The following is a 13,666-nucleotide window of genomic DNA, read 5'->3' as shown; positions in this document are numbered from 1 at the left end:
GCCGGCGGCTCAGTCACCGCTGCGCGGCAAGCTCAAGGTCACGCGCAAGCCGCCTTCGCGCAGGTTGCGCATGCTCACCTCGCCGCCGTGGCTGTGAGCGATATTGCGCGCGATGCCCAGGCCCAGGCCGTAGCCCTGCTGCTGTCCGGCCAGGCGAAAATGCGGCTCGAACACTTGCTCCAGGCGCTGCTCCGGCACACCAGGGCCTTCATCGTCGACCTGCAAAACAAACCCGCTGCCACTGTCGATCACCCGCAGGTGCGCACGCTCGCCATACTTCAAGGCGTTGTCGATCAGGTTGCCCATGCAGCGCTTGAGCGCCAGCGGCTTGCCCGGATAGGGCGCCAAGGCTCGCCCTTCCAGCGTGATCCGGCCACTGCTCAGGTACGGCTCGACCAGGCATTCCAGCACCTGGTTCAGGTCGATGCGCTCGATGTTCTCGTGGATGTCGGTGTCTTTCACACACTGCAGCGCGCCCTTGACCAGCATTTCCAGTTCATCCAGGTCGCGGCTGAACTTGGCCTGCACGGCCTCGTCATCGAGCAGCTCGACTCGCAGGCGCAGGCGCGTGATGGGCGTACGCAGGTCATGGGAGATGGCGCTGAACAACTGACTGCGCTCGGTCAGGTAGCGACTGATGCGCTCGCGCATGGCATTGAAGGCACGCCCCACCTCCTCCACCTCGCTGCCACCGCCCTCGGTGACCGGCTCCACATCCGCCCCCAGCGACATCTCCCGCGCGGCCAGGGCCAGGCGCTTGAGCGGGCGACTCTGCCAGTGCACCAGCAAGCCGATGAACAGCAGCAGGAAGGAGCTGGTGAGCAGGATGAACCAGACCTGCTGGGCCGGCAGCTCCTGCTCCTCCAGGCTGGTATAGGGTTCGGGCAGCAGCGAGGCGATGTACAGCCACTCGCCTTCGCCCAGGTGAATCTGCATCACCAGCACCGGCGGATTGATCGGTTCCAGGGTCAAGGCATAGTGCGCCCAGGAGCGCGGCAGCTCATCCAGCTTCAGGCCGCTGTTGAAAATGCGCAGATCCTGAGGGCTGACAAACATCACCGAGATCTCCAGTTGCTGACCCAGGCGCTGGTGCAGCACTTCATCGACGGCGGTGATCACCGCCTGCTTGCGCGGCGTCGAAGGCAGCTCCTGCATCGCCAGGGGCTTGTCATTGAGCGAGACCACAAAACGGGTGCCGCCCATATTGCGCAACTGGTCCAGCACCATGGGCCGGTAGGCCACCGGCAGCGAGCGAAAGTAGCTGACACTGGCGCTCATGGAATGGGCCAGGCTGCGGGCACTGGCCACCAACCCTTCCAGCTGGCTGGCACGCAATTGCGACAGCCAGATCAGGCTCGACAGGCCCTGGGCCAGCAACACCACCAGCAAGGTCAACAGCAGCATGCGACCGAGCAGCGAGCGCGGCAGTGGCAGGCGCCAGCGCCGCTCAGTGCGCGGTAGCAACACTGGCCGCCAGCAGGTAACCGCTGCCGCGTATGGTGCGTATCAGCCGTGGCGGTTTTTCAGTGTCGCGCAGACGCTGGCGCAGGCGGCTGACAGCCATGTCGACGATACGGTCCAGGGGCATCGGCTCGCGCCCGCGGGTGGCATTGCCGATGGTGTCGCGGTCGAGGATCTGTTGCGGGTTGTCGAGGAACAGCTTGAGCAAGGCGAAGTCGGCACCCGAGAGAATCACCTCCTCACCGTCGCGGTGAAACAGGCGGTGGCTGATGGTATCCAGGCGCCACTCGTCAAAGGCCAATACATCGCCGCCAGTGCGCTCGTGGCCGAACCCGGCCCGGCGCAGCAGGGCCTTGATGCGCGCCAGCAACTCGCGCGGGCTGAAGGGTTTGCCCAGGTAGTCATCGGCGCCCAGCTCCAGGCCAATCACCCGGTCGGCCTCATCGGAGCTGGCGGTCAGCATGATGATCGGCACCTGTGCCAGACGCCCATGCTGGCGCACCCAGCGACAGAGGCTGAAGCCGTCTTCATCGGGCAGCATGACGTCGAGGATCACCAGGTCCCACTCGCCGCCCTCCAGGGCCTGGCGAAAGCCGCGCCCGTCGGCCGCGGCAGTGACCTGGAAACCGGCGCGGCTGAGGTAGGTGTGCAACAGCTCGCGAATCTCCTGATCGTCATCGACCATCAATATCGACTTACTCACGCGTTGATCCCTGACTGGTCAATGTAGGAACGTGCTTGCTGTGAAACAGGGCTGCTGTGGGAGCGGGCTTGCCCCGCGATAGCGGTTTCACCGTCACACCGCATCGCGGGTCAAGCCCGCTCCTACCAGGGCCACGCCGGCCCCGAGCAGCCCGGAGAATTCAGCCGTCACCAGCCACACCGGCACGCCCTTGAAGTAACCGCTCATGCAGCCCTTGTCGGCAAAGCTCTCGGCAAACCCGCTGCGCAAGAACAGCTCGGCAAATCGCGGGATCACCCCGCCAACAATGTAGACACCGCCGCGCCCACCCAAGGTAAGCACATTGTTGCCCGCCACTCGGCCCAGAAAGCGGCAGAACTGCTCGATCACCGCCAAAGCCACGGGCTCGCCGGCAAGGGCTGCATCGGTAATCGCCGCCGGGCTCTGCAGTGTTGCCGACTGCCCGTCCAGCGCACAGATGGCGTGGTACAGCCGCAGCAGGCCACCGCCACTGAGCACGGTCTCGGCACTGACGTGCCCGGTCTCGCGGGCAATCTGCTGATGAATCTGCGCCTCACGCGGGGTACTCACCGGCAGGTCGACGTGCCCGCCCTCGCCGGGCAAGGCCATCCAGCGGCCGTCGCCCAGGTCCAGCAGCGTCCCTACGCCCAGCCCCGTGCCCGGGCCGATCACCACCGCCGGACGCCCGGCATCGGCAACACCCGCGCACACCTCGCGGCGCTCGTCGGCCTGCAACCGGGTCATGCCCAGGGCCATGGCGGTAAAGTCGTTGATCAAAAGGAGATGCTCGACCTGCAAGGTCTTGCAGAACGCCTGGCGACTGAGTCGCCAGTGGTTGTTGGTGAAGCGGAATTCGTCACCGCTCACCGGCCCGGCCACTGCCAGGCAGACCGCGTCCAGCTCGCCCCTGGCCAGGCCCTGTGCCGCCAGGTAGACACCAATGGCTTGCTCCGGGCTGGTGTAGTCGGCGGTGGCAAACACCTGCACCGAATGCATGGCGTTGTTTTCCCAGAGGGCAAAGCGGGCGTTGGTACCGCCGATATCACCGACCAGGGCGCGGGTCATTTGAGCGTCTCCAGGGCCGAGGTGAAGGCGCTTGCGCCTTGCTCGGCCGGGCTCAGGGCCATGCGCAGGAAGCCAAACAGTTCACGGCCACAGCCCAGGTCGTTGCCGGTGGGCGCGGCGGGGATTTCCCGGTCGGCGAGGGTCGCGGCGTCGAGCTTCACCGTCAGGGTGCCGGCAACGCCGTCGACCCGCACGATATCGCCATCGCGTACCCGCGCCAGCGGCCCGCCGTCAAAGGCTTCGGGGCAGACGTGAATGGCCGCCGGGATTTTCCCCGAAGCGCCCGACATGCGCCCATCCGTCACCAGCGCCACCTTGAAGCCGCGGTCCTGCAACACGCCCAGGAACGGCGTCATCTTGTGCAGCTCGGGCATGCCGTTGCAGCGCGGGCCCTGGAAGCGCATCACCGCAACGAAATCACATTCCAGCTCACCCGCCTGGAAGGCATCGGCCAGCGCTTGCTGGTCGTGGAATACCCGTGCCGGTGCTTCGACCACCTGGTGTTCAGGGGCCACGGCGGACACTTTCATCACCCCACGTCCGAGGTTGCCTTCCATTACCCGCAGGCCTCCTTCCGGCGAGAACGGCCGCGCCACGGGGCGCAGAATGGTTTCGTCCAGGCTCGCCTGCGGACCTTCGCGCCAGACCAGCTTGCCCTCTTGCAGGAACGGCTCCTGGGTGTAACGGCGCAGGCCGTGACCGGCCACGGTGTTGACGTCTTCGTGCAACAGCCCGGCATCGAGCAGTTCGCGAATCAGGAAAGCCATGCCTCCGGCCGCCTGGAAGTGGTTGATGTCGGCCTTGCCGTTTGGATACACATGGGACAGGGTCGGCACCACCTCGGACAGCTCGGCCATGTCCTGCCAGGTCAGTTGGATGCCGGCGGCCTGGGCAATCGCCGGCATGTGCAGGGTGTGGTTGGTCGAACCCCCGGTGGCGTGCAGGGCGACAATGGAGTTGACCAGGGACTTCTCGTCGACGATCTCGCCCAGCGGCATGAAGTCGCCACTGGCCTTGGTCATGCGCGTGACCTGTTGCGCCGCCTCGATGGTCAGGGCATCGCGCAGCGGCGTGTACGGGTTGACGAAGGAGGCGCCCGGCAGGTGCAGACCCATCACTTCCATCAACAATTGGTTGGTGTTGGCCGTGCCATAAAAGGTGCAGGTGCCGGGGCTGTGGTAGGACTTCATCTCCGACTCCAGCAGCTCTTCGCGGCTGGCCTTGCCTTCGGCGTAGCGCTGGCGTACGTCGGCCTTCTGCTTGTTGGAAATACCCGAGGGCATCGGACCGCCCGGCACGAAAACCGTCGGCAGGTGACCGAAGCGCAGCGCACCCATCAGCAGGCCAGGCACGATCTTGTCGCAGATGCCCAGCATCAGCGCCGCGTCGAACATGTTGTGCGACAGCGCGATGGCGGTGGACATGGCGATCACTTCGCGGCTGGCAATGCCCAGCTCCATACCGGGTTCGCCCTGGGTGACGCCGTCGCACATGGCCGGCACGCCGCCGGCGAACTGGCCGACCGAGCCAATGTCGCGCAGCGCCTGCTTGATCTGTTCGGGGTAGTGCTCGTAGGGCTGGTGGGCCGAGAGCATGTCGTTGTAGGCCGAGACGATGGCGACGTTGGCCGCATTCATCATCCGCAGACTGTTTTTGTCCTGGGTGCCACAGCCAGCCACACCGTGGGCGAAGTTGGCGCATTGCAGCTTGGCGCGCATCGGCCCGTCGCTGGCCGCGCCGCGAATCAACTGCAAGTAGCGTTCGCGGGTGGGACGACTGCGGTCGATCAGCCGTTGGGTGACCTCAAGAATGCGCGGATGCATGTACTGGACTCCAGGCTATCGGTGATTGCGACCTCTGCGGCTGTTTCCCTTATCAGCAATCGCCACCTAGGCTCAAAGGCAGGGGCGAATGTTGAGGGAGGGACGGCTTGGCCGATCGCTCGTTGTAGATTGAACAAAATACTGCCAGTAAAAAGGCTTGTTTTCTATTTTTTTACGAATAATCTTGTAATTCCAACAACAAAATCAGATGCAGTGAAGCAATTCTTCATTTGCCACGGGCTTAACCCGGTCTGCCAGAGGTAGCTCCATGACCCTTCGCATCGCAATCAATGGCTTTGGCCGCATTGGCCGCAACATCCTTCGCGCACTCTATACCCAAGGCTACCGCCAGGACCTGCAGGTCGTCGCGATCAACGACCTGGGTGACAGCGCGATCAATGCCCATCTGCTCAAGTACGACAGCGTCCACGGCATCTTTGCTGCCGATGTCGAGTCCGATCATGAAAGCCTGACCGTCAATGGCGACCGCATCGCCGTCAGCGCCATCCGCAACCCGGCGGAGCTGCCGTGGAAAGCCGAAGCCATCGATGTGGTGTTCGAGTGCACCGGGTTATTCACCGAGCGCGCCAAGGCAGCCGCCCATCTTACTGCCGGTGCGGGCAAAGTCATTATCTCGGCACCGGCCAAGGGGGCCGATGCGACCATCGTGTACGGGGTCAACCACGATATCCTGCGCGCCTCGCACCAGATCATCTCGGCGGCCTCCTGCACCACCAACTGCCTGGCGCCGCTGGCCCAGGTGCTGCACCGCGAACTGGGCATCGAGCAAGGGCTGATGACCACCATCCACGCCTACACCAATGACCAGAGCCTGACCGACGTCTACCACAGCGACCCGTTCCGCGCCCGCTCGGCCACCCAGTCGATGATTCCGAGCAAGACCGGTGCGGCCGAGGCCGTGGGGCTGGTGCTGCCGGAGCTGGCGGGAAAATTGACGGGCATGGCGGTACGCGTGCCGGTGATCAACGTCTCGCTGGTGGACCTGACCGTGAATCTTGGGCGCGAGACCACCGCCGACGAGGTCAATGCCTTGTTCAAGGAGGCCAGCCGTCATTCCAAGGTGCTGGGCTACAACAGCCTGCCGCTGGTGTCGTGCGACTTCAACCATAACCGGCTGTCATCGATTTTCGACGCCAACCACACCCGCACCAGCGGCCGAATGCTCAAGGTGCTGGCCTGGTACGACAACGAGTGGGGGTTCTCCAACCGCATGCTGGATAACTGCCTGGCACTGTGCAGCGCCCGATAACCTTGTAGGAGCGGGCTTGCCCCGCGAGAGGCCGGTACAGCCAGCACATCTGTGTTGCCTGGGATGGCGGATCGCGGGGTAAGCCCGCTCCTACTCAGGCATTCCGGGCTTGACCTTGGCAAAGATGATAAGCATTATCATTCGCTTCGCATTGCCCGGGTATCGCTGTGAGCCAGTCCCAGTTCAACACTGTATTCCTTGCCCAGCGGGTCAGCCTGCTGCGGACCCTGCAGCGCATGGTCGATAACCCCAGCACCGCCGAAGACCTGCTGCAGGAGACCTACCTGCGCGTTACCCGCGCCCTCGGCGAGCGGCCCATCGAGCACCTCGAACCGTTCGTTTTCCAGACCGCCCGCAACCTGGCCCTGGACCACTTGCGCGCGCGCCGCGCCCAGGCCCGCAACCTGGTCGATGATGTGCCCGAGCAAGTCCTGCACAACGTTGCCGCCCCTAGCAGCAGCGCCGAAGACGCCGCCCATGCCGAGCAGTTGCTCAAGCGCCTGAGTGTCAGCCTTGGGCAGTTGACTGCACGCCAGCAGCGTATTTTCATCCTCAGCCGGCTGCACGGCGCCAGCTACCTGGAAATCGCCGAGCAGCTCAATGTTTCCGCCAGTACGGTTCAGAAGGAACTGAAACTGATCATGGCCATCTGTGTGGGTGTCGCCAATCGCCTGAACCGCGACTGACGGTGGCTTGCCAGCGCTGCCATAACGCTTGATCATAAATACAACGACAAGACCAACCAGGATTCGCCGTGACCGATAGCGCCCCTCATCGCCCTTCGCCGCCAGATTCGGCTGCCTGCGACAGTGCCATGGACCAGGCCCTGGACTGGTTGATCCGCCTGCAATGTGCCACGCCCGAAGATACCCTCGCTTTTGAAGCCTGGCTCGAGGCCGACCCGGCCAACGCCCAGGCCTATGTCGAAGCCGAAGCCCTGTGGCAGGGCGACACGCTGCGCCAGGCCGCCGCACACATCGCCCAGACCCATCGCCCTTCACGCCTTGCCCGCCTGCGCCCGCACTGGAAGCCGCTGGCGGCTGCCGCCGTGTTGCTGGTCGGGGTGTTCACCGTGGGCAATGTGCCGATGCGCCTGCAAGCCGATCACCTGACCGTGGTCGGCGAGCGCCAGCGCCTGCAACTCGAAGACGGCTCCAGGGTGCTGCTCAACACCAACTCGGCCTTCTCCAGCGATATCGACAACCGCCAGCGCGTCGCCCGCCTCTACCAGGGCGAGGCATTCTTCGAGGTGCCCGCCGGCATGGCCCAGCCGCTTGAACTGCAGGCCGGCCCCTTGCGCGCCAGTGTGCGCGACAGCGACTTTGCCGTGCGCTACCTCAACGGCGAGGCCCAGGTTCGCGTGCAGCGTGGCGACGTCGACCTGCGCGCCAGCAGCGACCAGCACATCCGCCTGTCCAGCGGCGACAGCATCCGCATCGGCCCCAACGGCTTTGGCCAGCGCGAGCGGGTCGACGCGCAAAAAGACCTGGCCTGGGTCCACGGCCGGCTGATTTTCGAGAACTGTCCACTGGAGCAGGTGCTGGCTGAAATCCGCCGCTATTACCCAGGTGTGATCATCTCGCGCAACGAGCGCCTGGAGCAGGTCGCGGTCACCGGCAACTACCGCCTGGATCAGCCCATCGAAACCTTGCGCGCCCTGGCCCACATTACCTCGGCACAACTGCACGAATTCCCCGCCGTGGTCATTCTCAACTGACCTGAAACTTTTTTTACGCGATTCCCTAAACCGAAACGTCTCGTTATAGCCAATGCAACTGATTCTTATTTTTGAGTCAGACATTTTTTATAACTTGCGCGACAGGGAGCGCTTTCGATGTCCACTGGTTCTACTCGTCGGTCTTCAGACACTTCTCGTAAACCCGGCCTGCAGCGTTGCACGCTCTCCCTGTTGACCCTGGCACTGCTGTCCAGTGGCGCCTGCAGCCTGCCGGCCCTGGCCGCCGAACCAGCCCAGGCCACTGCGCCGCGCATGGGTGACTACCGCTTTGCCATTGCCCAGCAACCGCTGGTCTCGGCGCTCAATGCCTTTACCGCCGTTACGGGCTGGCAGGTCGGCCTGTCTGCCGAACTGGCCGAAGGCGTAGCCTCGCCAGGCGTTCAGGGCTCGCTCAAGCCCGAGGCAGCGCTCAAGCGCCTGCTGGCCGGCACCGGCCTGAGCTATCGCACCCTGGGCAGCGGCAACGTGGTGATCGAGCGCAGCACCTCCAACGTCATCGCCCTGCAGCAGATCACCGTCAGCGCCACCCGTAGCGCCCAGGACATCAGCCAGGTGCCGAGCACCGTCAGCGTGCACACCCGCGAGCAACTGGACCGCCAGAACGTCAACGACATCAAGGAGCTGGTGCGCTACGAACCGGGCGTCTCGGTCAGTGGCACCGGCCAGCGCAGCGGCCTGAACGGCTACAACATCCGTGGTATCGACGGTGAGCGGGTACTGACCCAGATTGACGGCGTGTCGATCCCCGACAGCTTCTTCTTCGGCCCCTACGCCCAGACCCAGCGCAACTACGTCGACCCTGAAATCGTCAAGCGCGTGGAAATCCTCCGCGGCCCGGCCTCGGTGCTGTACGGCAGCAACGCCATCGGCGGCGCTGTCAGCTACTTCACCCTCGACCCCGACGACATCATCAAGCCGGGCAAGGATGTCGGCGCACGCCTGAAAACCGGCTACAGCTCGGCCGACGACAGCTGGCTGAACTCGGCCACCGTCGCCGGTCGCCAGGGCGACTTCGACGGCCTGCTGCACCTGAGCCAGCGCAATGGCCATGAGACCGAGTCCTACGGCGGCCACGGCGGCACCGGCCTGGAACGCACCGAAGCCAACCCCGAAGACGTGCGCACCACCAACATTCTGGCCAAGGCCGGCTGGAACTACGCCGACGACTCGCGCCTGGCGTTCACCTATGAAAAGTACAAGGACGACCGCGACCTGGACCAGAAGAGCGCCGTGGGCGGGCCGTTCATTCCGGGCTTCGGCGCCATGAACTCCTACCGCGACCGCACCGGCAACGACGTGGTCACCCGTGAGCGCTTCGGCATCAACCATGAGTTCGCCCTGGGCAGCCTGCTGGCCGACAACGTCAAGTGGAGCCTGAACTACCAGATCGGCAAGACCGACCAGCGTACCGATGAGCTCTACTTTGCCTCCGGCCGCCAGGTGGCCCGTGATCGCAAGACCACCTACAAAGACCGCCAGTGGGTCTTCGACGCCCAGCTGGACAAAGCCTTCAGCGTCGGTGAAACCGAACACTTGCTGACCTACGGCACCACCCTGAAGAACGAAAAGGTCACCGGCTCGCGCAGCGGTACCGGCACCTGCCTGAACGTCGGCGGATCGTGCCGCGCCATCGGCCAGATCAGCGTCAGCGACAGCCAGGCACTGGTCAGCGACTTCCCGGACCCGACCGTCAACACCTACAGCCTGTTTGCCCAGGACGAGATCCGCTGGAACCAGTGGACCTTCCTGCCGGGTGTGCGCTACGACTACACCCAGCTCAAGCCACACATGACCGACGAGTTCCTGCGCGGCATCGGTGCCTCGAGCACTGACCCGGTCGACGATGACGAGAAAACCTGGAACCGGGTATCGCCCAAGTTCGGCGTGACCTACGCCTTCGACGACAACTACACCTGGTACGGCCAGTACGCCGAAGGCTTCCGCACCCCTACCGCCAAGTCGCTCTATGGCCGCTTCGAGAACCCGGGCCTGGGTTACAGCGTGCGCGGCAACTCCGACCTGGAGCCGGAAAAGAGCAAGAGCTACGAGACCGGCCTGCGCGGCAACTTCGACGCCGGCAACTTCGACGTGGCGGTGTTCTATAACAAGTACCGCGACTTCATCAACGAAGACGCCGTGCAGGGCAGCAACCTGGGCCAGACGTTCGAGGCCAACAACATCAAGCACGCCACCATCAAGGGCGCCGAGTTCAAGGGCCGCCTGAACCTGGACCACTTCGGTGCCGCGCAGGGCCTCTACACCCAGGGCTCGATCGCCTACGCCCGTGGCCGTAACGACGACACCGGCCAGCCGCTCAACAGCGTCAACCCGCTAACCGCCGTGATGGGCCTGGGCTATGAGCAAGAGCAGTACGGTGCATTGCTGAGCTGGACCCTGGTCAAGCGCAAGGACCGTGTCGACGACACCACCTTCTTCGCCCCCGACGGCACCAGCAAGCAGTTCCGCACCCCAGGCTACGGCGTGCTCGACCTGGCCGGTTTCTACAAGGTCACCGACGACATCACCGTCAACGCCGGCCTGTACAACTTGACCGACAAGAAGTACTGGCAGTGGGATGACGTGCGCGGCTACGACGGCCTGGGTGAAGCGGCGGTGACCTCGCCGGCCAACCTGGATCGCCTGACCATGCCGGGGCGCAACTTCGCCATCAACCTGGTCTGGGACATTTAATAGATGCATCGCGGGGCAAGCCCGCTCCTACTGTGGGAGCGGGCTTGCACCGCGAGAGGCCAGCTGGATTGTCCGATCGCGACGGTGAGGTTTTTTTACTGTCGCGCGTCTTCTGTTTCGTCTAGTCACTAGGCACGCCCACTTCGCAAGGAATCACCATGACCGCCGCAACCACCACCGAACGCGCCAGCCTGCGTTCGCAACGCCTGAACCAGCTGACCCATGCCCCGCACACCGAGCTGGATGCACTGGTCAAATCCCACGCCCCGTTCGAGACCCGCGAAAGCTTCGCCCGCTTCGTGGTTGCCCAGTACCTGTTCCAGAACGAGCTCAAGGCGCTGTACACCGACCCTGCGCTGATCGCCATCGTCCCGGACCTGGCCGAGCGCTGCCGCGCCGAACAAGCCGCCCTGGACCTGGCTGACCTGGACACCGCCATTCCTGACGCCTTCCCGGGTGCATTGCAGAACCCGAGCCTGGGTGAAGCCATGGGCTGGATCTTCGTCTCCGAAGGCTCCAAGCTCGGCGCCGCGTTCCTGATCAAGCGTGCCGTTGGGCTGGGCCTGTCCGATACCTTCGGCGCTCGTCACCTGGGCGAACCGGCCGGTGGCCGTGCCGAGGGCTGGAAGCAATTCACCCGCATTCTCGACGGCCTGGAGCTGAGCCCGGAAGAAGAAGCCAAGGCCGAACAAGGCGCCGTGGCTGCCTTCGAGCGTTTCACCGAGCTGCTCAAACACGCCTACGCGACTGCGCCTAAAGCCGAATTGGCCTGATGCGCCGTACCCGGTTACCCTCGCGGTAACCGGGCCTTGCCCGTGCAACAGAAAAGCCCATGACCCGCCCTGCCGCCTCCAAACTCTCTCGCCTGCTGTTCGGCATTCTGGCCTACGTCAGCCTGGCCATCGGCCTGGTCGCCATCGTCGTGCCCGGCCTGCCCACCACCGAGTTCATCCTGCTTGCCGCCTGGGCCGCCACCCGCAGCTCACCGCGCCTGAGCGCCTGGCTGGAAAACCACCGGCTGTTCGGCCCGATCCTGTACAACTGGCGCAACGGCAAGGTTATCCAGCGACGTGCCAAGCTCAGCGCTACCGTGAGCATGGTGCTGTGCGCCACCGTGATGCTGGTGTTCCTGGATCACGGCTGGCCGGTGTTCCTGGCCATTGGCGGCATGGCCCTGGGCAATCTGTGGATCTGGTCGCGCCCGGAAGCACTTGTAGGAGCGGGCTTGCCCCGCGACGGCTAACGGCCTGACACACCGCTATCGCGGGGCAAGCCCGCTCCTACAATAAGCCCGGTCCTACAGGGTGAGCATTCCGCTATAGAGTGAATACGCCGCCACGACCGCACCCACCAGCACCCCGGCAAAAATCACCTTCTCCCAGTGGGTGAACAGTGACTGCCCCTGCTCATGCTTGGCCCGGGCAAACAGGATCACGCCCGGCGCATACAGCAGCGCCGACAACAGCAAGTACTTCAAGCCCCCGGCATAGAGCAGCCAGACCGCATACACCAGGGCGATACCGGCAATCATCAGGTCTTTGCGCCGCGCGCCAGGGCTCCCTTCATACGACTCTCCCCGCACCGCCAGCAGCACGGCATACGCCGCCGACCACAAGTACGGCACCAGGATCATCGAGGAAGCCAGGTAAATAAGGCTGGTGTAGGTGCCCGCCGAAAACAGCGTGATCAGCAAGAACAGCTGAATCATGATGTTGGTCAGCCACAGTGCATTGGAAGGCACGTGGTTGGCATTTTCATGGGCCAGGAAGCGCGGCATGGTCTGGTCGCGGGCCGTGGCGAACAGGATCTCGGCACACAACAACGCCCACGACAGCAATGCCCCCAGCAACGAAATCGCCAGGCCGATGCTGATCAGCAACGCCCCCCAGGGCCCGACGATGTGCTCCAGCACCGACGCCAGCGACGGGTTCTGCAACGCCGCCAGCTCCGGCTGGGTCATGACCCCCAGCGACAGCACGTTGACCATCACCAGCAAGGCCAGCACGCCGATAAAGCCGATCACCGTGGCCTTGCCCACATCCGAACGCTTCTGCGCACGCCCCGAATACACGCTCGCCCCTTCGATGCCGATGAACACGAACACCGTCACCAGCATCATGTTGCGCACCTGATCGAGCACGCTGCCGAATTTCGGGTTGCTCAGGCCCCAGATGTCACGGGTGAAGATATCGGCGCGAAAGGCCACGGCGGCAATCACGATGAACATCACCAGCGGCACGATCTTGGCCACGGTGGTCACCTGGTTGATGAAGGTCGCTTCCTTGATGCCACGCAGTACCAGGAAGTGCACCGCCCACAGCAGCAACGAAGCACAGGCGATGGCGATGGGCGTGTTGCCCTCGCCAAACACCGGAAAGTAAAAACCCAGGGTGCTGAACAGCAGCACGAAGTAACCCACGTTGCCCAGCCAGGCGCTGATCCAGTAGCCCCAGGCTGAGGAAAATCCCATGTACTCGCCAAAGCCGGCCTTGGCGTAGGCGTAAACCCCCGAGTCGAGCTCCGGCTTGCGGTTTGCCAGGGTCTGGAACACGAATGCCAGGGCCAGCATGCCCACCGCCGTGATCCCCCAACCGATCAGTACTGCGCCAACGTCAGCGCGGGCAGCCATGTTCTGCGGCAGGGAAAAAATCCCGCCGCCGATCATCGAGCCGACCACCAGCGCGATCAACGCGCCAAGGCGCAGTTTGTGTCCTGGTTCGGACATGCAAATCCCCTTTCTGTCTCGTCTTTGTAACCTCAGGGCGGCACCCTGAGTTAAATAAAGCAGGTACGTTCGCGTTTATATGTAATTGGCCTTTAAGACTATAGCCCTCATAACTATGGCGTCTATGCCGGACGAACTATTTGGTGAGTTTTGTGCACTATCTCCGCCGCTTCAAGGTAATAAGAAAAAT

At 63.8% G+C, this 13,666-nt stretch carries 11 protein-coding genes; 6 read left to right on the top strand and 5 right to left on the bottom strand.

Annotated elements, in window-relative coordinates; genetic code table 11:
• Window positions 1–9: 9 nt before the first annotated feature.
• The 4 genes from U9R80_RS05450 to edd all read right to left on the bottom strand — a co-directional run bounded on the left by U9R80_RS05450 (window position 10) and on the right by edd (window position 5,052).
• Window positions 10–1,404, bottom strand: coding sequence for an ATP-binding protein (locus tag U9R80_RS05450; RefSeq protein WP_301837488.1), 1,395 nt, complete (start codon window positions 1,402–1,404; stop codon window positions 10–12).
• A 43-nt stretch (window positions 1,405–1,447) separates the two neighbouring features.
• Complete coding sequence (locus tag U9R80_RS05445; RefSeq protein ID WP_301837489.1) at window positions 1,448–2,146, bottom strand: response regulator; 699 nt, start codon at window positions 2,144–2,146, stop codon at window positions 1,448–1,450.
• A 111-nt stretch (window positions 2,147–2,257) separates the two neighbouring features.
• The gene (locus tag U9R80_RS05440) at window positions 2,258–3,229 is read right to left on the bottom strand and encodes a glucokinase (protein WP_301837335.1); all 972 of its coding nucleotides are present in this window, start codon (window positions 3,227–3,229) and stop codon (window positions 2,258–2,260) included.
• Window positions 3,226–5,052, bottom strand: a complete 1,827-nt coding sequence (gene edd, locus U9R80_RS05435) for a phosphogluconate dehydratase (protein WP_301837336.1) — start codon at window positions 5,050–5,052, stop codon at window positions 3,226–3,228. The genes U9R80_RS05440 and edd overlap by 4 nt, the downstream gene beginning before the upstream one ends.
• A gap of 268 nt (window positions 5,053–5,320) precedes the next feature.
• On the opposite strand from edd, the gene gap reads away from it, so the two are divergent.
• From gap to U9R80_RS05405, 6 genes are all read left to right on the top strand, one after another.
• Window positions 5,321–6,322 (top strand): type I glyceraldehyde-3-phosphate dehydrogenase, encoded by a 1,002-nt coding sequence (gene gap / locus U9R80_RS05430; RefSeq protein WP_301837337.1) that lies wholly within the window; start codon window positions 5,321–5,323, stop codon window positions 6,320–6,322.
• A 167-nt stretch (window positions 6,323–6,489) separates the two neighbouring features.
• Window positions 6,490–7,008, top strand: coding sequence for an RNA polymerase sigma factor (locus tag U9R80_RS05425; protein ID WP_301837338.1), 519 nt, complete (start codon window positions 6,490–6,492; stop codon window positions 7,006–7,008).
• Window positions 7,009–7,076: 68 nt separating this feature from the next.
• Window positions 7,077–8,039: a FecR family protein gene (locus U9R80_RS05420; RefSeq protein ID WP_301837339.1), complete on the top strand. Its 963-nt coding sequence runs from the start codon at window positions 7,077–7,079 to the stop codon at window positions 8,037–8,039.
• 117 nt (window positions 8,040–8,156) lie between these two features.
• Window positions 8,157–10,751, top strand: a complete 2,595-nt coding sequence (locus U9R80_RS05415; RefSeq protein ID WP_301837340.1) for a TonB-dependent receptor — start codon at window positions 8,157–8,159, stop codon at window positions 10,749–10,751.
• Window positions 10,752–10,909: 158 nt separating this feature from the next.
• Window positions 10,910–11,524: a biliverdin-producing heme oxygenase gene (locus tag U9R80_RS05410; RefSeq protein WP_301837341.1), complete on the top strand. Its 615-nt coding sequence runs from the start codon at window positions 10,910–10,912 to the stop codon at window positions 11,522–11,524.
• Between the two features lie 59 nt (window positions 11,525–11,583).
• Window positions 11,584–11,994, top strand: a complete 411-nt coding sequence (locus U9R80_RS05405; RefSeq protein WP_301837342.1) for a YbaN family protein — start codon at window positions 11,584–11,586, stop codon at window positions 11,992–11,994.
• A 54-nt stretch (window positions 11,995–12,048) separates the two neighbouring features.
• Here the strand turns inward: U9R80_RS05405 and arcD are convergent, their stop codons facing one another.
• Window positions 12,049–13,476, bottom strand: a complete 1,428-nt coding sequence (gene arcD, locus U9R80_RS05400; RefSeq protein ID WP_301837343.1) for an arginine-ornithine antiporter — start codon at window positions 13,474–13,476, stop codon at window positions 12,049–12,051.
• Window positions 13,477–13,666: the final 190 nt, after the last annotated feature.

Source organism: Pseudomonas sp. JQ170C (assembly GCF_035581345.1).
Taxonomy (GTDB): Bacteria; Pseudomonadota; Gammaproteobacteria; order Pseudomonadales; family Pseudomonadaceae; genus Aquipseudomonas.
Note: the sequence above shows the minus strand (reverse complement) of the source record. Positions and strands in the feature narration are given on the sequence as shown.

Coding starts and splice junctions, on each gene's coding strand:
- arcD (WP_301837343.1), bottom strand. CDS start 13,476: ATGTCCGAACCAGGACACAAACTGCGCCTTGGCGCGTTGATCGCGCTG.
- U9R80_RS05450 (WP_301837488.1), bottom strand. CDS start 1,404: ATGCTGCTGTTGACCTTGCTGGTGGTGTTGCTGGCCCAGGGCCTGTCG.
- U9R80_RS05440 (WP_301837335.1), bottom strand. CDS start 3,229: ATGACCCGCGCCCTGGTCGGTGATATCGGCGGTACCAACGCCCGCTTT.
- U9R80_RS05445 (WP_301837489.1), bottom strand. CDS start 2,146: ATGGTCGATGACGATCAGGAGATTCGCGAGCTGTTGCACACCTACCTC.
- U9R80_RS05410 (WP_301837341.1), top strand. CDS start 10,910: ATGACCGCCGCAACCACCACCGAACGCGCCAGCCTGCGTTCGCAACGC.
- gap (WP_301837337.1), top strand. CDS start 5,321: ATGACCCTTCGCATCGCAATCAATGGCTTTGGCCGCATTGGCCGCAAC.
- U9R80_RS05405 (WP_301837342.1), top strand. CDS start 11,584: ATGACCCGCCCTGCCGCCTCCAAACTCTCTCGCCTGCTGTTCGGCATT.
- U9R80_RS05415 (WP_301837340.1), top strand. CDS start 8,157: ATGTCCACTGGTTCTACTCGTCGGTCTTCAGACACTTCTCGTAAACCC.
- edd (WP_301837336.1), bottom strand. CDS start 5,052: ATGCATCCGCGCATTCTTGAGGTCACCCAACGGCTGATCGACCGCAGT.